Source organism: Klebsiella quasipneumoniae subsp. quasipneumoniae (assembly GCF_020525925.1).
GTDB lineage: Bacteria > Pseudomonadota > Gammaproteobacteria > Enterobacterales > Enterobacteriaceae > Klebsiella > Klebsiella quasipneumoniae.
Window position 1 is genome coordinate 838,070 of sequence record NZ_CP084876.1, and the last position, 18,791, is coordinate 856,860.

Below are 18,791 nucleotides of genomic sequence, written 5' to 3' on the forward strand. Positions count from 1 at the left end.
TTCGCGTGAAACAACAGATACAACTATGCCGCCGCGAGGCGGTTGACGGCGTCGATTTACCCGCCGATCTGCCGCCGCTGCTGCAGCGGCTGTATGCCAGCCGCGGGGTGCGCAGCGCCCAGGAGCTGGAGCGCAGCGTCAAAGGCATGCTGCCGTGGACGCAGCTCACCGGCGTTGAAAAAGCGGTCGGGATGCTGCACGACGCTTTCCAGAAAGGGTTGCACATTGTCGTAGTCGGCGATTTTGACGCCGACGGCGCCACCAGCACCGCGCTCAGCGTGCTGGCCCTGCGCGCGCTGGGCTACGGCAACGTCTCCTACCTGGTGCCGAACCGTTTTGAAGACGGCTACGGCTTGAGCCCGGAAGTGGTCGATCAGGCCCACGCCCGCGGCGCGCAGATGATCATGACCGTCGACAACGGGATCTCGTCCCATGCCGGCGTCGATCATGCCCATGCGCTGGGGATCCCGGTGCTGGTAACCGATCACCACCTGCCGGGGGAGACGCTGCCGGCGGCGGAGGCCATCGTTAACCCTAACCTGCGCGATTGCGACTTTCCGTCGAAATCGCTGGCCGGGGTCGGGGTGGCGTTCTATCTGATGCTGGCGCTGCGCACCTTTCTGCGTGATAACGGCTGGTTCGATGCCCGCGGCATCGCCGCGCCGAACCTTGCCGAGCTGCTGGATCTGGTGGCGCTTGGCACCGTTGCCGACGTCGTGCCGCTGGATGCTAACAATCGTATTCTCACCTGGCAGGGGTTAAGCCGCATTCGCGCCGGCAAATGTCGGCCCGGTATTAAGGCGCTGCTGGAGATTGCCAACCGCGATCCGCAAAAGCTGGCGGCCAGCGACCTCGGTTTTGCCCTCGGGCCGCGCCTGAACGCGGCGGGGCGGCTGGACGACATGTCGGTCGGCGTCGCGCTGCTGCTGTGCGATAACATTGGCGAAGCGCGCGTGTTAGCCAATGAGCTTGACGCGCTCAACCAGACGCGCAAAGAGATCGAGCAGGGGATGCAGGCGGAAGCGCTAACGCTCTGTCAGCAGCTGGAACGCAGTAGCGACACCCTGCCCGGCGGGCTGGCGATGTACCATCCGCAGTGGCACCAGGGGGTGGTCGGCATCCTCGCCTCGCGAATTAAGGAACGTTTCCACCGGCCGGTGATCGCCTTTGCGCCCACCGGCGACGGCACGCTGAAAGGCTCCGGCCGCTCCATTCAGGGGCTGCATATGCGCGATGCGCTGGAGCGTCTCGATACGCTCTATCCGGGGCTGATCCTGAAGTTCGGCGGCCACGCGATGGCGGCAGGATTATCGCTGGAAGAGGCGCGCTTTGAGGAGTTTCAGCAGCGCTTTGGCGAGCTGGTGACCGAGTGGCTGGATCCCGCGCTGTTACAGGGCGAGGTCGTTTCCGACGGGCCGCTGGCGGCGGCGGAGATGAGCATGGAAGTGGCGCAGATGCTGCGCGACGCCGGGCCGTGGGGACAGATGTTCCCGGAACCGCTGTTTGACGGCCGTTTCCGCCTGCTGCAGCAGCGGCTGGTGGGCGAGCGTCACCTGAAGGTGATGGTCGAGCCGGTTGACGGCGGCCCGCTGCTGGACGGTATCGCCTTCAACGTGGATACTTCCATCTGGCCCGACAACGGCGTGCGTGAAGTCCAGTTAGCCTACAAGCTCGACATCAATGAGTTCCGCGGCAACCGCAGCCTGCAGCTGATCATCGATCACCTCTGGCCAAATTGACAACAGTGTATGAATAAGGGCGCGAATCCGGTAGAATTCCGCTCTTATCACCGCATTTTGACAAATCCATTAAAAGAAACCGACCATGTTTGAAATAAATCCGGTAAAAAACCGCATTCAGGACCTCACGGAGCGCTCCGACGTTCTTAGGGGGTATCTTTGACTACGATGCCAAGAAAGAGCGTCTCGAAGAAGTAAACGCCGAGCTGGAACAGCCGGACGTCTGGAATGAACCTGAACGCGCTCAGGCGCTGGGTAAAGAGCGTTCTTCCCTGGAAGCCATCGTAGATACCCTGGATCAGATGTCCCAGGGGCTGGAAGACGTTGCCGGCCTGCTGGATCTGGCCGTGGAAGCGGACGACGAAGAGACCTTCAACGAAGCCGTCGCCGAGCTGGATACGCTGGAAGAGAAGCTGGCGCAGCTTGAGTTCCGCCGCATGTTCTCCGGCGAATACGACAACGCCGATTGCTACCTCGATATTCAGGCAGGCTCCGGCGGCACCGAAGCCCAGGACTGGGCCAGCATGCTGATGCGCATGTACCTGCGCTGGGCGGAAGCGCGCGGCTTTAAGACCGAGATCATCGAAGAGTCCGAAGGTGAAGTCGCGGGCATTAAATCCGTGACCATCAAGATCATTGGCGATTACGCTTACGGCTGGCTGCGTACCGAAACCGGCGTTCATCGTCTGGTGCGTAAGAGCCCGTTCGATTCCGGCGGCCGCCGTCATACCTCCTTTAGCTCTGCGTTCGTTTACCCGGAAGTTGAAGACGATATCGATATCGAAATTAACCCGGCCGACCTGCGCATCGACGTTTACCGCGCCTCCGGCGCCGGTGGGCAGCACGTTAACCGTACAGAATCCGCGGTGCGTATTACCCACATCCCGACCGGGTTGGTGACGCAGTGCCAGAACGACCGTTCGCAGCACAAGAACAAAGACCAGGCCATGAAGCAGATGAAAGCAAAGCTTTATGAGCTGGAGATGCAGAAGAAAAATGCCGAGAAGCAGGCGATGGAAGACAACAAGTCCGATATCGGCTGGGGCAGCCAGATCCGCTCTTACGTGCTGGATGACTCGCGTATTAAAGATCTGCGTACCGGGGTGGAAACCCGCAACACTCAGGCGGTGCTCGACGGCAGCCTGGACCAATTTATCGAAGCAAGTTTGAAAGCAGGGTTATGAGGAACCAACATGTCTGAACAACAAGCACAGGGCGCTGACGCGGCAATTGACCTTAATAATGAACTGAAAACCCGTCGCGAGAAGCTGGCTGCGCTGCGTGAGCAGGGCGTCGCTTTCCCGAACGATTTCCGTCGTGACCATACCTCTGACCAACTGCACGCTGACTTCGATGCCAAAGAAAACGAAGAGCTGGAAGCGCTGAACGTTGAAGTGGCCGTGGCTGGCCGCATGATGACCCGCCGTATCATGGGTAAAGCGTCCTTCGTCACTCTGCAGGACGTTGGCGGCCGCATCCAGCTGTACGTAGCGCGCGATGACCTGGCGGAAGGCGTTTACAACGACCAGTTCAAAAAATGGGATCTCGGCGACATCATCGCCGCCCGCGGTAAGCTGTTCAAGACCAAAACCGGTGAGCTGTCTATCCACTGCACCGAGCTGCGTCTGCTGACCAAAGCCCTGCGCCCGTTACCGGACAAGTTCCATGGCCTGCAGGATCAGGAAGCGCGCTATCGTCAGCGTTACCTCGACCTGATCTCCAACGATGAATCGCGCAACACCTTTAAAGTGCGTTCGCAGATCCTGGCGGGTATCCGTCAGTTCATGGTTGGCCGCGGCTTTATGGAAGTGGAAACCCCGATGATGCAGGTGATCCCGGGCGGCGCCTCCGCGCGTCCGTTCATCACCCATCATAACGCGCTGGATCTGGACATGTACCTGCGTATCGCGCCGGAACTGTACCTCAAGCGCCTGGTCGTGGGCGGTTTCGAACGCGTCTTCGAGATCAACCGTAACTTCCGTAACGAAGGGATCTCCGTTCGTCATAACCCAGAGTTCACCATGATGGAACTCTACATGGCCTATGCGGACTATAAAGATCTGATCGAGCTGACCGAATCCCTGTTCCGCACCCTGGCGCAGGACATTCTCGGCAACACCGAAGTGCCTTACGGCGACCAGGTGTTCGACTTCGGCAAGCCGTTTGAAAAACTGACCATGCGCGAAGCGATCAAGAAATACCGTCCGGAAACCGAGATGGCGGATCTGGATAACTTCGATTCCGCGAAAGCGATCGCTGAGTCTATCGGCATCAAAGTGGAGAAGAGCTGGGGTCTGGGCCGTATCGTGACCGAGATCTTCGAAGAAGTGGCGGAAGCGCACCTGATCCAGCCGACCTTCATCACTGAATACCCGGCGGAAGTTTCTCCGCTGGCGCGCCGTAACGACGTCAACCCGGAAATCACCGACCGCTTTGAATTCTTCATCGGCGGCCGTGAGATCGGTAACGGCTTTAGCGAGCTGAACGACGCCGAAGACCAGGCGCAGCGCTTCCAGGACCAGGTTGATGCGAAAGCCGCGGGCGACGACGAAGCGATGTTCTACGATGAAGACTACGTGACCGCGCTGGAGCACGGCCTGCCGCCGACCGCCGGTCTGGGTATCGGTATCGACCGCATGGTGATGCTGTTCACCAACAGCCACACCATCCGCGACGTGATCCTGTTCCCGGCAATGCGTCCGCAGAAATAATCGCGTCTTGTGAAATGCAAAAACCCGGCTTGCCGGGTTTTTTTATGTCTGACGTGAGGCCTGAAGGCTGGCGTAGCGCGGCTGGCGGCGTAAATGCCTTAACCGGGCTACGCAACAGCGCAGAACCGTAGGCCTGTGCAAGCGTAGCGCCGCCAGGCAACGATGACAGGTACGGAGTCGCTTTTTGCGCCGGGTGGCGGCTGCGAGAATAGTCAGCTTACCCGCGCACACGCGCAACAAAGTCGGTCAGCGCCTGGCGAGCGTCCCGATTTTCCGCTTCCAGCACCATCCACGGGCTAAACGCCCACGGCGTGGCGGCCAGCGCGCTTAACATCGTTGCCAGGTCAACCCACTGATAATCCATGACTTCATCGTCGTTAGGCAGCACTTCGCTCACCACGCGCGCGGCATACACCGGGCATACTTCGTTCTCAACGATGCCGTTCGGGGCGACCGCCCGGTAGCGGAAGGCCGGGTGAACCGGCACGATGTCGGCGATCTCCACGCCGAGTTCGAAGCGACAGCGGCGCGTGACGGCCTGCTCGAAGGTCTCGCCCTGCTGGGGGTGTCCGCAGACGGAGTTGGTCCACACCCCGGGCCAGGCTTTTTTGCCCAGCGAACGGCGGGTGACCAGCAATTGACCCTGCTGATTAAACAACCAGCAAGAGAACGCGAGATGTAAAGGGGTATCAAGCGTGTGGGCGGCATACTTCTCCAGCATACCGGCAGGCTGATCCTGCTCATCCAGTAAAATGACGTGTTCCCCGGCCATGACGACTCCTGAAAATAAAAAATGACCCGGCACAAACCCGCCGGGTCATGTACTCAGGCCTCTAGGGTAGCCGATAAATGGGAGAAAGGCATTACCAAAACAAGCCCTGCAGTCCGCTCTGTGAGCGGCAACGCGTCATGGCGGGCAAACCCACCACGACGTGCGGCTCCAGCAGTAATCGCTGTTTGTCGCGGGCCGGATTCGATGGCAGGGGGGTATTGGTTTCGCCATCAGGGATGACGCCCTGCGCCGCGGACTGGTATGATATTCGCCCTGGTTGCGAGGTAAGTGGTTGTGTTAAGTGCAGGATGCCTGATGATGAAACGCGTTTATATGACACTGATGCTGGTGGTAAGCCTGGCGCTGGCCGGCTGCTCCAGCAACTCCGATTCCGGTACGACCTACACCGTCAAACGTGGCGATACCCTGTATGGCATCTCCCGCACCACCGGCACCAGCGTTCGCGATCTGGCCCGCCTGAATAACATCTCCCCGCCTTACACCATTGAGGTGGGGCAGAAGCTGAAGCTTAACGGCAGCAGTTCTACGAAGACAACGAAGAAAAAATCTTCCTCCATGCGCACGGCGGCGGTCACGCCTTCGTCCGCGGTACCTCAGTCCTCCTGGCCGCCGGTGGGACAGCGCTGCTGGCGCTGGCCGACCAGCGGCAAAGTGGCCCTGCCTTATTCCACCGCCGATGGCGGCAATAAAGGCATTGATATCGCCGGGACTCGCGGCCAGCCGGTCTACGCCGCCGGGGCGGGCAAGGTGGTCTACGTCGGCAACCAGCTGCGCGGCTACGGCAACCTGATCATGATTAAGCACAGCGAGGATTACATCACCGCCTATGCTCACAACGATAAGCTGATGGTGAATAACGGCCAGAGCGTGAAGGCCGGCCAGCAAATAGCCACCATGGGCAGTACGGATGCCGACTCAGTGCGTCTGCATTTCCAGATCCGCTATCGGGCGACGGCCATCGATCCGCTGCGCTACCTGCCGCCGCAGGGCAGTAAGCCTAAGTGCTAAAAGGTTATTTTATCGCCAGTCAGCATCCGGCGGGCTTGTCACAGGGTGCGTAAGGGCTATAATGCTTCTCGCACCTCTTCGCGGGCGTAGTTCAATGGTAGAACGAGAGCTTCCCAAGCTCTATACGAGGGTTCGATTCCCTTCGCCCGCTCCAGAATCTCTCTTGTGGTCACACATCTTTGATAAGATGCTGTTTTTGAAACAAGTTTCTGACCTCGTATAGATTGTCAGTCTCTCGTTCTACCACTCAAAAATACACTGTTAGTTGTCACGGTAAGTTAACGGTTGATGAAAGTTTAACTTAACGTCGGCGGCAGTTCTAGAGTCACACCGCGATAGTCCAACGTGAACGAAAAGCCTGACCGGGCATTGTCATTTCATCGACAGACTGATCACACGCATTTAAGCCCGATGTGCGGCCCTGTGGCTGCGTAAACAGGTTTATGGTGATAACGTACCTACAAACGACATGTAGGCTCTATCAGCGTCTCGCTCACGCTCCGAAAGGTACACGAGCATCCTGATAAGGTGTGATCCCTCTGACAATCTGATGACGTCGCTACGCTCCGCTTGTTGCTGTATCACCAACGGGGCTTTATGGCTGCTATTGTTTAAACTTAAGAACATACTAGTCGGAGAAAAAAGATGAGCGTTACGTATAAAATCACTTACGAACACAGAGACGGTAACGAAACCAGATCGGAAGAAGTGTTACTTCAATCTGACAACGAACCAACACAAGATGAAATATACGATGCAGTAAGAAGAGATACTGCAAGACTTAGCTCTCCAAAACCAGGGACAACGGCGGTAGCTGGGTTCTCTGTTATTGCTGTAGTGCCAGTCCCCTAACAAGTAAGGGGGCATAACTCCCCCTCATATCATTCCTATAAACCCCGTAGCCATTAATGGATTTATACGACCTTAATTAACGAGTAAATACCATCTGGCTTAAGATAATCAATGATATCGAAGAAGGATATGAATAACTCCCACGGACCTAAGGCGTAGCAGTGGATTTCATATGGAGCAAAATGAAAAGTTAATCCTGATTCACTAATGGTGAAAATATCTAGTTTACTATCCGTTATCCCCCTAATTAACCATTCCATATCAGATTCCTCAGGTTTTTCTCCCGTTCTTTCCCAGAATACACGGGGCGCATCCGATATAAGCCTTTCTTTAATTTTGTTAATAGCATCGTACCCTTTTTCATCAATGAAGAGATCATATAATGAAAATTTATAGGAATAATCACCGTCGGTTACTACGAAATTGCTAACATCGAAATGGCTATTCGGGTGAGCTGCGCCTGCACCATACCAATTGACACTATGGAGAATACTTAGGATATGGTTATTACAGTATGCAATGTAATATCCTTCAATATAGTCACTGGTATAAGTGCTTTTATACTCTTCACTCCAACCAAAATTACTTGGCCAAGGTGAAGTTCTGTTATTGAAAACTAAGTGCGTGGCCCGACCTTTGAAATAGTTAGATATGATCTTTGCTGACTGAGGATGAGTTTGGTTAGAAACAATCGGATAGGTTATATCAATTTCATGTCCAGGTATGCTGTTATATTCTTCCTTAAATGTTTCACTTGTGAATGTAAAATTACCGTACGTTACCCCTTTCGCAATTTCAATGTTTTGTTGAGTTGCAGCTAAGGCTAACGATTTTTCTAACAACGCCCAGCCATCTTCACGTTTATAATCGATGTATTGAATTTTTGAAGATATGAATGTTGGGACAGGTGAATCATCAATAAGGATGGGTATAACAAAAATGTCATCAGGTTTGTAATATTTTAATTTATCAATGGCTTCATTCATTTCACGCCTGATATAACCATTTTTTTGACAGCTAATTTTGCTAAGAATAATAATTATAACATTTGCACTGCTAAAGTTTTTTTGAATTTCGTTGTCCCAATTTACACCCGCAGGAATATCCCTTATATCCATCCAAGGACTATAACCATTGTTTTTTAATTTCTCATAAATTGACTCTGTAATCTTTTCATCTTCTTTTGCGTGAGCCAAAAATAATTTCATTCCTGATCTCCATTAGAGAATATTCGATATATTTTAACATCAGTGAGTGCAAAGTTTACATTCATTATATTGCAAGCTGGAGGGCGAGGGTAGCCTTTAAGATGTATTTAAATGATCTAAGTGCTATGTTCGCTTCGAGAGTTTCACCTCCTTCGGATTAACGCGCTCCGTAGCGTCACATCAGAAAAAACTGATTATCGGCTGGTATTCCTTCTTCACTCCTCTGAGTCCTCCGTATCGAATGTTTTCGTATAGGGGCAGTGCTGAGCGCTAGTTGTGTAGGTGAACAAGTAGATGTTGTTTTGATACGTGCATAACGTTTTACCGTTCTCCGTCTGTTCTTCTTGCGGGGCCGTCATTGTGATTTTAGTTGCCATAGCCTGACCACTGAGAACCAGTAGACCCAACAAAATCAGCTTTTTCATATCAACTCCCTCCCGCTTGTTCTAGTTCATTTTACCATGGCTCTATGGCCTCTCTGCTTAGTAGAAAAATATCACCATCGCTCAAAATTGCAGCAAAATTGAAATATCTGACTGGTATCAACAAACGAACGTTTGATGATCCTATTCAAGCACATCTAATTTTAGCATCAACAATATAGGGTATTGACTTTATGATACCAAAGATCAATGATGATACCGTTAATTGATACTAGATGAGGGTTAGATATGAGTCGTATTTTTGCATATTGCCGTGTCTCGACGAACGAGCAGACAACAGAAAACCAAATCATGGCGATTCGTCAGGCTGGTTATGACATCCTTGATAGTCGAGTAGTGTCTGAGACCGTCTCTGGTGGTGTACAGGCCATGCAGCGTAGAGCTTTTGCTAACATGGTTGATCACAAACTTGAGGAAGGTGACACGCTTGTTGTTTTAAAACTTGACCGCTTAGGGCGCGATAACATCGACGTACAGCAGACCATCACCATGTTAATCGAGAGAGGAATAAAAGTTGTCTCTCTTGATTTGCCTGTGAGAGACCTTTCAAGCGCAGAGGGGAAACTCATGCTACAGATGTTTTCATCTTTTGCTGAGTTCGAAAAGTCGCGCATTATAGAGCGAACTAAAGAGGGTTTAGAGCGTGCCAAACAGGAAGGTAAGATATTAGGCCGCCCTGTTGCTACAGAGACACGCAGACGTGTACAGGAAGCCAGGGAGCAGGGATTGAGTCAGTCAAAGGCGGCTCAATCTCTGGGGTTGGGAATAGCTACAATTAAACGCTACTGGAACATCTAGTAAAATACAGTACCTCAATCTGACCTCATCAATTGACCTCGCTACGGCGGGGTTTTTTATTGTCCAAAATTTATATGTAAATAGTAATCATTTGCAACAAAATACTGATCATTCATACAGGTTTCAAAAGTCAAAATTTTGACTTTTTCTAAAATTCGCTTTCCACGAAATAGCGAAGAGACGAGTTTGTTTAGCAATTTAATGAATTTTTATTTAGAAATCTGGATGTTTAGATGTCTATTTGTAGTGTTAAAGCCCTAATGCAATCATAACTAATTGATTTATATTGTCATTTTATTATATGTTATTTATGGGATGATTTATCAGTTTAAGCTATCAATCATAATATGGAGCTAATTAGCCTCTATTTACCCCTTATTAATAGTAGATAAATCACATTTCAATAAATTTTCATTTTACTTTTTATTGTTGAAAGTTAACTTTCATTGTGAACTACACACAATCAAAGAGGCTATAATGAGCAACTATCTTTTTTGTAATTGGCATGGCACCTATTTTCATGGTAGTTTCATAAATAACAATTCAGCTTTTACTGCTTTTTGTAATCACCAATCAGCGGCATATTGGGATAATGAGGGTAAGTGCATTAAGCACCTAATACCTCAGAATGTAGGGGTGTATGCGAGATTACCATTAAATAAAGATGACAATATTGAAGACGTGTTTAGCGATAGCAAATTTATACTTTGCTTTGAGGGAGATTTGTTAAATGATTATTTGGACTGCAATGAAGTTTTAGGGTTATATTTATCTGGAAAGATAAATGCAGTTCAAAAAATATACCGCACTAGATAGGGTAGTGGATTTCTTATATTTATGAGGCGTTCTCGGTGGGTAATAAAATATATTACCCATTAATATTTTTCCTGAAGATTATGACTATACGGAAAAGGGTGCCACTTTTTTACTATACCTAGAGGGTGTATTAACATTGATACAGGGTAATAAGATTTTAGTATGGGGGTAATAATTTTTTATTAGGGGGGTAATAAAATTTTAGTACCCAGGGTAATAAAAAAGTTACCACTATTATATTAATTATAAGATTAAATATTATATTAATTATAAGATCATATCTTTTTATCTTTAGTCATAGTTAATAAGTTAGTATCTTCCCGCTATCGTGTGGATAGTATTAGTCCCCGAGGAGGATTTCTGGTTGATGTCGCGGGGACTATGATTTGAGTCTTCACAGTATTCCATTACATTCCATACCGTGATGCAGACTCAGGTGTAAGACGCTTAACCACATTAACGATAAACCTGTTAACATGGTAAACCATCTAACACTCATATACAGAAACTAATCAATTAAAAATGATAAACCTATTTTTAATCTTTACTTTCTGATTCGTGGTAAACCTCCCGCAGGGAGAAAATCAGATCACAAGTTCCAAAACTCAGAATTCTAAAGTGATCTAAATCATATTTAATAAATCATAAAAGTAATAAATTATCTTTTTATTAAATAATATATAACTAGATCATAAGTTAGTTTTGTGTCCCATTTTGGGGACAATTGATGAGATGCAAGGTTTTAGTTCCCGCGATAGCAATTGCATCTCAAATTTACACTACAAGTTAGCACAGCTTACTGATGTCAAATACAGACCCTGTAAAAAAGCCCTACAGGCGATTTAAATTATAAAAACGATAAATGGTATACCTAATATGAGAAAACCTCTCAGAATGCGATACAGAGCGTTTTATAGTGGGTTATGAGATTGCTGGTAAATGTGGTTGACACCAAGACAGGGAATTTGATAATATTCGATTTGTAAAAATATATCTTAAAAATGCATTGACAGAGTTCTATCATTGGTATAGAATAGTAGTAGGAAACAGAAAAACCTAAATTCGATGCACTTTGAGCCATTCTCTGGCTGCAAGGTGTCTTTTTATTATGTCTAAAGGAGGCTTATTGAAATACTTCACAATTGAACAGGTAGTAGAGGCACTGAAAACTGGCGCAGCACGCCGCCATCAAATTTACGACAATTTTGCCCAGGCACGATATCGCGGATTCACAGAACGCGCAGCACTTTTTAAAGCTGCACTTGAGATTTTCGATAAATGGAAAAAGGAGAATAAAAAATCATGAACATTCGTTTTAGCCCTGACACTCACAAACTTTTAATAGCTCGTGCCAATAGTGAGGATAAGCCCGCAGCCGCACTGGTTAACGAATTAATTACAGCAATCCTAAAGCAAGAGGAAAAGAATGAAGAAATCGGTAGACAACCAAAATAATTACTTTAAATCACATTACGACATTTTTAAAATCAACACTATCAACGGCAAAAAGTTTTCAATATCTGCAAAATCTATCTACAGTTACCTAAAAAGTTTTAGCGATGCTGGTCTCAAGGTATTTCCCAGTCATAATGAAATTGCTGATACCTTTGGTATTACCCGAAACGCAGCGATAAAACAGATAGAAAAACTGATCGAATTAGGTTTGATCGAACGTGAGATACGTCCCGGTAATTGCAATGAGTACCACGTCCTCCCCATTCAAACAGAGAATACATATGGACGGACATATTCGGAAAACAAGGGGACCAGGCACGAGGTCAAAGGCGATTTTGAGAATAAGTCTGAATCAATCCCAGATATAGTATTAATTGAAGATGATGATGATTTACCATGGTAAACAACAGGAGGCTTATTGGCACTAGCGAGAAACACAGTTTTTGAAGAAGCAATTGAATTAGGATTTAATAACAGAAATAAAAAAGTTAGAATTTCTAAAAAACTAAAACCACTAAAGATTATTAAACGCTACGAACAAAGCCCGCCACTTACACCAGACGAACGAGAAACAATTAACTCTATGGATGGTGTGACGTGGAAACCTCGTCAACGGTATAACGGATTCAGGTTCAATCGTGAACCACTCAAATTTGAATATCTTTTTGATAATATAAATGAATACGAGGGTTGGCTGGAGTTTAACCGATTAGAAAATGAAAACTTCACAGGAAATGATCTTGGGCTTGATTTTGATGCACCAGGCATCACCGACTAACAATAATAATAAAGGAAGGTAAATTGATTAATTTTGAACAGCACAAGAATATTGTAGAAGACTTCGTTGAACAGTACTACCCGCTGGCGCATAGCTTGATGGTTGATAGCTATATTGACCCGGCAGTCTATTATTCCAATTATCAGATATTGCTTGAGGCAATGAACACTCGCCCGGAGCATCCAGAATTCTTTTTAGAGTGGCTTTTAGAAGATGACCCCGCGATTTATATTAATTTGATGGAGCTTGTTGTCATCACCAGAACTATTGATAACGTTTTTGAACAAGTCTCGCCTTAACTTTATCACTTAAATCATAAAACCTCTCAGAATGCGATACAGCGCGTTTTATGGGTATATTTGGATGCTCCATGAGATCAATTATCCCTACAATAGAAATAAAATTGAAATAATAAAAATATCTCTATTTAGAGACTCTAAATATTGACAGGTTATGTGTTTTTAATATATAATAGAGATATGAGGAACATAATTTAATATGGCTTTCTTCCTCATCTCCTTGTTAATTTAGATCTGAGTTTGTAGTGATTCTTAGATTTTATCCTGATGGTTCTATGGATAATGGCGAGCGCAAATCGCCGAACCAAAATAGGCATTTTTTGGCATTAATGCTTAACTTCTTGGGAATCCCATTATTGCTCTGGGCATAATTCACCCTTCACGATAAGTAATGGGCAATTCTCAATATATATTTTGCATGAGTGTATATTGAGAATTAACCCTCTAAAAAGTCTAATTCGAGTTAATCAACGTTCTCTTCTTATGTTTTAAGGCCTCGCACTGAGGCCTTTCTTTTATTTCAATTTGCAAAATGAAATGGATTTAAAAATGAATATCAAAAAAGCAACATTAGCTGATGGTCGGCAGGGGATTACAATTTTTGCAGAGCCGGATATTATTTCTGAAATGGTAGCTCTTTGCAAACAACGGAATATCCCCGTGGAAGAGTCCCCAGAGGTTTCCCGGGAGACTCTGGATAATCTGACCAAAACCGCTAAACAAATCTCAGCTATTGAAAAAGTAAAGGCTATCGCCGATGAACTAAAAAACAAAAAGGCTGAGGAAACTCAATCTCCAAAACAAATTATTAAAAACATTCTCAAGGGGAAAAAATGAAAATTTCTACATCACACCTGTGGGCATCTGATATCGTCGCCTATGCGGCTGACCCAATCAATTTTGATGAGGTGGTAAAGGTTAACTCACTGGCGTCTGAAATTGTAGCAGGTTCGCTACTCGATAAAACTACATTGACTCTCGCAAATGATTCCACCACAGCAGAAAACCTAATTCTGGTTTTAGATCCTGCCTGGGCTGGTCAAAAGTATTTACGCATTTGCCGCAACGGTCTGGCTACTTTTGTACGCCGTGAAAACCTGGTTGCTGCATCTGGTGCAGATATGGAAACTCTGTTTAACAAATTGGCTGAAAATCTTATCGTCATTGCTGGCGATGAAAAAATGCTTCCTACCACATAATAATTAAAAAGGATTAAATAATGAGCACAGCGTACGAACAACTCCTAGTTGAAAAAGTTATCGATTTTGGGGACAGTTTTTCCGATGTAAAACAACCTAACAACGTCATCACGAGTTTAAATTTATTTGGAGATGAGAATCTCAGCATCAATAAAGTTTTAAATGACCGTCTTGTTGAAGATGCAGATCGCGTCAATAGTGAAAATTCCCCTTACGTAAACAGTGATTTTAACACTACTGAACTACCCACATTTGATAGCCATTTCGTTGAACTCCGAACATTTAAACGAGTGGACAAAATTAGCTCCCGCTCGTTCGAACAGGCTCGTGGTTTTGGCAAAACTGTAGCTGAAACTATGGACGATCAAATCGCAAAATACCTTATTGAACATGATATCGCGTATCAAAATACTCTAGAGACCATCCTCGCTGAATCCGTCCTAGCAGGGAAACAATCTGGAGTTTATACCGCACAAGGCGATTTAGATTTTTTTGCTGAATTCAATCAAACTAAATCCACAGCAACGTTCGATTTTAGTTCTACTTCCAATGTTCTGGCACAACTGGACGCTGTACAGCGCCAAATTCGACAGGCAGCACGCAGTAAACTGAAATCTATGCAGGGCATTGTTTGTTTATGCACTGGTAATATGGCGCAGAATTTGGCCTACCACAAATCGATTCTTGATGCAGTTATCTATGCAACTCCTGTTAATGACCCAGCTAATTTTGTTGGCACTCTACAATTTTACCTTCAGGCGTATCCTGTATGGTCACTGAAAGGGATCACTTTTGTTGATGTCACTGGTGATAGCTATCTGGAATCTCTAATTGGCGAGAACAACGCTGTTTTTGTTCCCCGTTTTGCGCAGGATAGCGGCGTATTTAAACTGTTTAACGGTATTGGAACCATGCATGCAACGATTGGAAAAACTCCGGCTAAATTCCATCAATACGCAATTGTTGATGAAATGCAATTTCCGACACTGATTTCAGAGTCTGCACACCTGGCAATTAATAACCTGCCACAGGCTGTGGTATACGCTAGTATCACCAACTAATGATCTTCACAGCAGCATTAACCGTGCTGCTTGTTGAATTATGGGTTGGTGAGCAAATTCCAATTCATATAATAATTATTCTATTGTGGAGATTGTTAAAAAATGACAGCACAAATAATTCTTAAAGATGAAAACGGAAACTTCGCTACTATTGACAATCTCAGCGATTGGGATCTATTTAGGTTAATCAATATTACACGGTTAGCTTCAAAAACTGGTGGGAATCGTCATACTATTGCAGCACGCGTATGCAGGCAATATCCCGATGGTGAGTATCGAAGTTTGGTAACAGCATTAAATAAATAAAAATAAATTAGACAAAGCCTCGCCCTTTACGGGGTTGAGGCTTTTTTTATTATGGAGTGAAAAATTATGAGCGTGAATGTAAAAGCCGCCACCCTAACCAACCTTGTTAAATATAAAACAGACAGGGCGTCATTACGTAGCGTACGTGATGATATGAAAAAATTACAAAAGGATTTCAGCAAAACAGAGGGAACTATAGCCAAAGCAAAAATGCAGGCTGATAAACAGGCGTACACTGCACAAATGCAGCAGCAGAAACAGGTTCAACAACAACAGAAACAAGCAGCAAAACAGGCGACAGTAGATGCCAAAGCGAAACAGATAGAAGCCCGTAAGCTGGCAGCAGCCCAGAGTAAGGCGGCTAAAATCCAGATGCAGCAACAGCAGAAACAAGCCTCAGTAGCAGAAAATGCCCGATTGAAAGAAAGGAAAGCGCTATTTGATATTGGAAGAATGGAGGGATTAAACGGTGCTCAGAGGTTTACCGCTGCCCGCCACGCTCAAAATCTGGTGAGCCAGTACCAGCAAGGGGCTATATCTCTTCGAGATATGAACCAACAAATGGCGATCCATATGACCCAGCAAAAAGCTCTGGCAAGGAATCAGAGGAAGCAGGCTAAACAATCAGGCAAAAAATCAAAATATGGTCGGTCTGGTAGTTCTGGCTGGTTATCACGAAATGTTAACGCAATTGTCCCACAGCAATTATTATCAGGAGCAGCAGGTGTATATCTAGGACAACAAATGTACGCCATTTCCTCACAGGCAATTTCTGATTCACTCGCCAGAAATCAGGGGCGAAAAATGATTTCAAGTATGGGTTTAAACCCATTAGAAGCTGATGCAGTCATTCAGGAGACGTTAAAACGAACCGGCTTTAATATGAGTTACGAGAAAATATCTGACATCTCAAAAGACGTTCAAGATAAAATAGGTCAATTGAGTCTTGGGGAATGGAAAACAGATAAAAAAACAGGGCAATCCACATATTCAGGCGGTGGAGAGATGGGAGATTGGCTCCAGATGATGGTTAGTCGTGGGGGTTATACCCAACAGGGAGCATTAAACACTCTCCAAAATGTGAAAGGTCCAGTGGAACTAGCAACCCTCTTAAAATCATTGCAGAAGAGTGCAAAATTAACAGATTCAGAATTTACCGCCTTAGCCGAGACCATAAATGATTTTTCCTATCTGGCAAAATCTGTAGATTCAAATGGTCAGAACGTCATCGACACAATGAATATGATGGTTGAAAATGGGTTAGCTCTGAACAGTGCTCAACAGAAAACCATTGATGGATTAAATCAAATGGGGGTTGTATGGGGAGCTATTAAAGATTCAGGGGCTGATCATTTTACACTAGGATTTGCGGAGGCGATGAAAGAGGCCAATTTAAATTCTGATAATCTGGCTAAATCATTCTCGGGTTTAAACCCTCTGATGGAGAATCTAGGTCAATCTGCTGGCGAACTCTCAAGAGTATTTCTTGATTTTGCAAACAAAATAGGTTTAAACGTTGGGAAAGGGCAAACGTTGTCAGATGCGGTTTATAATACCGTGGTTGATAGTAGTGCGAATAGTGCCGCTGACTGGATACAAAATATGATTGGATTTGATCCTCGCAGTGTAGGGCGTTTTTTTGGTTCTGAATCCTCGTATGCAAATCAGGTACAAAGTGGAACGTTAATGAATCAGATGATGCCTACTACGCCATCTATGCAGTATCAACCTGTTATCCCGGATTTAAAGGCTGATTTTAACCTGACAGTGAATCCATCTCCTGAATTTGGCAATCTGATTGATGCACGTGCTGACCAAAGAATTGAGTGGGCATTTGATGATCAGAACTTCCAAATTAATCAAAGTATTCTTGGTCAATAAATAAAAGGGGCTGCCTGTATACAGGTTAGCTTTGCTAATCCACAAAGTGGACAAGGGGCTTAATGCCCCTTTTCTATTTCTGGATATGACACAAGCTCTATTATTTGTTTTAATTCCTTCATTAATGGCCCTGCGCTATACGTCTTAAATGCCTCTGTTTTAGCTTTCTTCTCAATTTGGCCTGTGATAGTGCCGATTCTCGTTTCTTCTACCCCGTTCCTGTCCAGACACGTTATAAAATGTCCTCTAAGGCTATGATAACATTGACGATTTGTAGCCTCTGGGATCATCTTGTCTCTCAGTCTGGTGAATGCCTGGGAGTAATACGGGCCTTTCTTACCGTCTGCACGTTGAATTCTGTTAGCAGTTGGTAGGAGATACTCACCAGATTTTAAGGAGAGCCACTTCTCAACGATGGGCAGCACCATAGAATGTATGGGAACACACCTAATACCCGCTTTCGTCTTTGACTTTGTTACGCTGAACACTCTGATCCCGTCTATCTCTAAAATGTCATCCCGCTTTAAGGATGCTATTTCGTCAAGCCTCATTCCACTGTATAGCCCAATCAGGATCACGCCTTGTAATTCCTCCTCTGCATTCTCTACAAGCGTTACGAGCTGTTTTGTGGTGAATGGCTGGTAACTCTCTATCGTGCGCCGTGCTTCTAGGTTATGACCGTGAAAAGGGTTGTCCGGTGGAATATCGTCGTGCACCCTCCTGGCAAACTCATAAAGGCTTCCCAGACAAGTTAGCCAGTTTTGAACGGTTTGATCGGCTTTCTTCTCGATATGCCGCATAGCAAACAGAGCCACCTGTGATCGCCTGATCTTTGTGATTTTGATATCTGCACACTCAAGATGTTTTAGGAATACCTCAACGCTTCTCGCTGATTTTGCCAGAGTTGAGAATGATCGCCGGTCTTTGTACTGATCAGCATATCGATCACGAATTTCAATCAACGTAGGGATAGCCTGGAGGGGAGATTTCATTACTGTTTGAGCACGTAGCTCAAGGATTGCGTTGTTTATCCGCCTTTCTTCTGTATCGGGGCAATACTGCGCCTTAAGGGCTTTCCACTCGATGAGCATGTGATTACGGAAGTGTTTAGCGGTGGCGAGGTCTTTAGTTCCCGTTGACTTCCGGTAAAGTTTTTTTCCACCAAAAATGTGGCGCATGTATTTGGGAACAAAAATCTGGAACATCCACACCCCCTCTGGGGTGGGGTAAAGATACGATTGAGACTTGATCGACATAGGGATTTTCCTCTAATATCCCCGTTATCAACTACCAATGTTGAGATCTTTAGCGGTTCCTAGGCGTTTCTCTTCGATTCCCTTCGCCCGCTCCAATTTCAAGTCTCCTGAAGTCTACCCAACTCAATTTTCCCTTGAAAAATAAGCGGTTATAGCTTTCTGTTAGTCTATTGAACTCCGACGGAGGA

The 18,791-nt window shown here is 46.3% G+C and carries 20 protein-coding genes and 1 tRNA gene; 17 read left to right on the plus strand and 4 right to left on the minus strand.

Features of this window, described 5'->3' with window-relative positions:
- Nucleotides 1–5 precede the first annotated feature (5 nt).
- The 3 genes from recJ (at nucleotide 6) to lysS (ending at nucleotide 4,450) form a co-directional block, all read left to right on the plus strand.
- On the plus strand, nucleotides 6–1,739 hold the full coding sequence (gene recJ, locus LGM20_RS04195; protein ID WP_044524681.1) for a single-stranded-DNA-specific exonuclease RecJ: 1,734 nt from the start codon (nucleotides 6–8) through the stop codon (nucleotides 1,737–1,739).
- Between the two features lie 85 nt (nucleotides 1,740–1,824).
- Nucleotides 1,825–2,923, plus strand: a protein-coding gene (gene prfB, locus LGM20_RS04200; protein ID WP_101862173.1) for a peptide chain release factor 2 whose coding sequence is annotated in 2 segments (ribosomal slippage) — nucleotides 1,825–1,899 and nucleotides 1,901–2,923 — 1,098 coding nt in all. Because the reading frame shifts where the segments join, the coding sequence is not laid out codon by codon here.
- Nucleotides 2,924–2,932: 9 nt separating this feature from the next.
- A complete protein-coding gene (gene lysS, locus LGM20_RS04205; protein ID WP_008806422.1) occupies nucleotides 2,933–4,450 on the plus strand; it encodes a lysine--tRNA ligase in 1,518 nt (505 codons plus the stop codon).
- Nucleotides 4,451–4,667: 217 nt separating this feature from the next.
- Here the strand turns inward: lysS and idi are convergent, their stop codons facing one another.
- Nucleotides 4,668–5,222, minus strand: coding sequence for an isopentenyl-diphosphate Delta-isomerase (idi, locus tag LGM20_RS04210; protein WP_032454025.1), 555 nt, complete (start codon nucleotides 5,220–5,222; stop codon nucleotides 4,668–4,670).
- Nucleotides 5,223–5,537: 315 nt separating this feature from the next.
- Between idi and actS the strand changes: the two genes are divergently transcribed.
- Both actS and LGM20_RS04220 read left to right on the plus strand, forming a co-directional pair.
- Entirely contained in the window at nucleotides 5,538–6,251 is a 714-nt protein-coding gene (gene actS, locus LGM20_RS04215) for an amidase activator ActS (RefSeq protein ID WP_044524679.1), read from the plus strand.
- Between the two features lie 80 nt (nucleotides 6,252–6,331).
- Nucleotides 6,332–6,405: transfer RNA gene (locus tag LGM20_RS04220), tRNA-Gly, on the plus strand.
- Nucleotides 6,406–7,165: 760 nt separating this feature from the next.
- Here the strand turns inward: LGM20_RS04220 and LGM20_RS04225 are convergent.
- Together LGM20_RS04225 and LGM20_RS04230 are read right to left on the minus strand one after the other, a co-directional pair.
- Nucleotides 7,166–8,311 carry a TIR domain-containing protein gene (locus tag LGM20_RS04225; protein WP_044524678.1) on the minus strand — a complete coding sequence of 382 codons (1,146 nt, stop codon included), beginning with the start codon at nucleotides 8,309–8,311 and terminating at the stop codon, nucleotides 7,166–7,168.
- A 215-nt stretch (nucleotides 8,312–8,526) separates the two neighbouring features.
- Nucleotides 8,527–8,736: a hypothetical protein gene (locus LGM20_RS04230; protein WP_044524677.1), complete on the minus strand. Its 210-nt coding sequence runs from the start codon at nucleotides 8,734–8,736 to the stop codon at nucleotides 8,527–8,529.
- A gap of 246 nt (nucleotides 8,737–8,982) precedes the next feature.
- On the opposite strand from LGM20_RS04230, the gene LGM20_RS04235 reads away from it, so the two are divergent.
- The 12 genes from LGM20_RS04235 to LGM20_RS04290 all read left to right on the plus strand — a co-directional run bounded on the left by LGM20_RS04235 (nucleotide 8,983) and on the right by LGM20_RS04290 (nucleotide 17,347).
- Nucleotides 8,983–9,552, plus strand: a complete 570-nt coding sequence (locus tag LGM20_RS04235; protein WP_022615653.1) for a recombinase family protein — start codon at nucleotides 8,983–8,985, stop codon at nucleotides 9,550–9,552.
- 477 nt (nucleotides 9,553–10,029) lie between these two features.
- Complete coding sequence (locus LGM20_RS04240) at nucleotides 10,030–10,368, plus strand: hypothetical protein (protein ID WP_135723342.1); 339 nt, start codon at nucleotides 10,030–10,032, stop codon at nucleotides 10,366–10,368.
- A 1,108-nt stretch (nucleotides 10,369–11,476) separates the two neighbouring features.
- Nucleotides 11,477–11,674: a hypothetical protein gene (locus tag LGM20_RS04245; RefSeq protein WP_135723343.1), complete on the plus strand. Its 198-nt coding sequence runs from the start codon at nucleotides 11,477–11,479 to the stop codon at nucleotides 11,672–11,674.
- Nucleotides 11,671–11,823, plus strand: coding sequence for a hypothetical protein (locus LGM20_RS04250; protein WP_199912733.1), 153 nt, complete (start codon nucleotides 11,671–11,673; stop codon nucleotides 11,821–11,823). Before LGM20_RS04245 ends, LGM20_RS04250 begins: the two co-directional genes overlap by 4 nt.
- The gene (locus tag LGM20_RS04255; RefSeq protein ID WP_022615651.1) at nucleotides 11,795–12,226 is read left to right on the plus strand and encodes a helix-turn-helix domain-containing protein; all 432 of its coding nucleotides are present in this window, start codon (nucleotides 11,795–11,797) and stop codon (nucleotides 12,224–12,226) included. Before LGM20_RS04250 ends, LGM20_RS04255 begins: the two co-directional genes overlap by 29 nt.
- Before the next feature lie 15 nt (nucleotides 12,227–12,241).
- Nucleotides 12,242–12,601: a hypothetical protein gene (locus LGM20_RS04260; RefSeq protein WP_032427813.1), complete on the plus strand. Its 360-nt coding sequence runs from the start codon at nucleotides 12,242–12,244 to the stop codon at nucleotides 12,599–12,601.
- A 23-nt stretch (nucleotides 12,602–12,624) separates the two neighbouring features.
- Complete coding sequence (locus LGM20_RS04265) at nucleotides 12,625–12,900, plus strand: hypothetical protein (protein WP_044524675.1); 276 nt, start codon at nucleotides 12,625–12,627, stop codon at nucleotides 12,898–12,900.
- A gap of 549 nt (nucleotides 12,901–13,449) precedes the next feature.
- Nucleotides 13,450–13,737, plus strand: coding sequence for a hypothetical protein (locus LGM20_RS04270; protein ID WP_044524674.1), 288 nt, complete (start codon nucleotides 13,450–13,452; stop codon nucleotides 13,735–13,737).
- Entirely contained in the window at nucleotides 13,734–14,099 is a 366-nt protein-coding gene (locus tag LGM20_RS04275; protein WP_022615648.1) for a hypothetical protein, read from the plus strand. The genes LGM20_RS04270 and LGM20_RS04275 overlap by 4 nt, the downstream gene beginning before the upstream one ends.
- Nucleotides 14,100–14,119: 20 nt before the next feature.
- Nucleotides 14,120–15,160 carry a major capsid protein gene (locus tag LGM20_RS04280; protein ID WP_044524673.1) on the plus strand — a complete coding sequence of 347 codons (1,041 nt, stop codon included), beginning with the start codon at nucleotides 14,120–14,122 and terminating at the stop codon, nucleotides 15,158–15,160.
- Between the two features lie 102 nt (nucleotides 15,161–15,262).
- A complete protein-coding gene (locus LGM20_RS04285) occupies nucleotides 15,263–15,466 on the plus strand; it encodes a hypothetical protein (RefSeq protein WP_138983665.1) in 204 nt (67 codons plus the stop codon).
- A gap of 66 nt (nucleotides 15,467–15,532) precedes the next feature.
- Nucleotides 15,533–17,347 carry a hypothetical protein gene (locus tag LGM20_RS04290; protein WP_044524672.1) on the plus strand — a complete coding sequence of 605 codons (1,815 nt, stop codon included), beginning with the start codon at nucleotides 15,533–15,535 and terminating at the stop codon, nucleotides 17,345–17,347.
- A gap of 59 nt (nucleotides 17,348–17,406) precedes the next feature.
- Here LGM20_RS04290 and LGM20_RS04295 read toward each other — a convergent pair whose 3' ends face one another.
- Nucleotides 17,407–18,603, minus strand: a complete 1,197-nt coding sequence (locus LGM20_RS04295; protein ID WP_032427811.1) for a tyrosine-type recombinase/integrase — start codon at nucleotides 18,601–18,603, stop codon at nucleotides 17,407–17,409.
- Nucleotides 18,604–18,791 lie beyond the last annotated feature (188 nt).

What these genes read in the sequence shown, in the direction of transcription:
- LGM20_RS04235 (WP_022615653.1), top strand. Translation starts at nt 8,983, where the DNA reads ATGAGTCGTATTTTTGCATATTGCCGTGTCTCGACGAACGAGCAGACA.
- idi (WP_032454025.1), bottom strand. Translation starts at nt 5,222, where the DNA reads ATGGCCGGGGAACACGTCATTTTACTGGATGAGCAGGATCAGCCTGCC.
- LGM20_RS04225 (WP_044524678.1), bottom strand. Translation starts at nt 8,311, where the DNA reads ATGAAATTATTTTTGGCTCACGCAAAAGAAGATGAAAAGATTACAGAG.
- LGM20_RS04240 (WP_135723342.1), top strand. Translation starts at nt 10,030, where the DNA reads ATGAGCAACTATCTTTTTTGTAATTGGCATGGCACCTATTTTCATGGT.
- LGM20_RS04230 (WP_044524677.1), bottom strand. Translation starts at nt 8,736, where the DNA reads ATGAAAAAGCTGATTTTGTTGGGTCTACTGGTTCTCAGTGGTCAGGCT.
- LGM20_RS04275 (WP_022615648.1), top strand. Translation starts at nt 13,734, where the DNA reads ATGAAAATTTCTACATCACACCTGTGGGCATCTGATATCGTCGCCTAT.
- LGM20_RS04285 (WP_138983665.1), top strand. Translation starts at nt 15,263, where the DNA reads ATGACAGCACAAATAATTCTTAAAGATGAAAACGGAAACTTCGCTACT.
- LGM20_RS04270 (WP_044524674.1), top strand. Translation starts at nt 13,450, where the DNA reads ATGAATATCAAAAAAGCAACATTAGCTGATGGTCGGCAGGGGATTACA.
- lysS (WP_008806422.1), top strand. Translation starts at nt 2,933, where the DNA reads ATGTCTGAACAACAAGCACAGGGCGCTGACGCGGCAATTGACCTTAAT.
- LGM20_RS04255 (WP_022615651.1), top strand. Translation starts at nt 11,795, where the DNA reads ATGAAGAAATCGGTAGACAACCAAAATAATTACTTTAAATCACATTAC.
- LGM20_RS04250 (WP_199912733.1), top strand. Translation starts at nt 11,671, where the DNA reads ATGAACATTCGTTTTAGCCCTGACACTCACAAACTTTTAATAGCTCGT.
- actS (WP_044524679.1), top strand. Translation starts at nt 5,538, where the DNA reads ATGATGAAACGCGTTTATATGACACTGATGCTGGTGGTAAGCCTGGCG.
- LGM20_RS04290 (WP_044524672.1), top strand. Translation starts at nt 15,533, where the DNA reads ATGAGCGTGAATGTAAAAGCCGCCACCCTAACCAACCTTGTTAAATAT.
- LGM20_RS04245 (WP_135723343.1), top strand. Translation starts at nt 11,477, where the DNA reads ATGTCTAAAGGAGGCTTATTGAAATACTTCACAATTGAACAGGTAGTA.
- LGM20_RS04280 (WP_044524673.1), top strand. Translation starts at nt 14,120, where the DNA reads ATGAGCACAGCGTACGAACAACTCCTAGTTGAAAAAGTTATCGATTTT.
- LGM20_RS04295 (WP_032427811.1), bottom strand. Translation starts at nt 18,603, where the DNA reads ATGTCGATCAAGTCTCAATCGTATCTTTACCCCACCCCAGAGGGGGTG.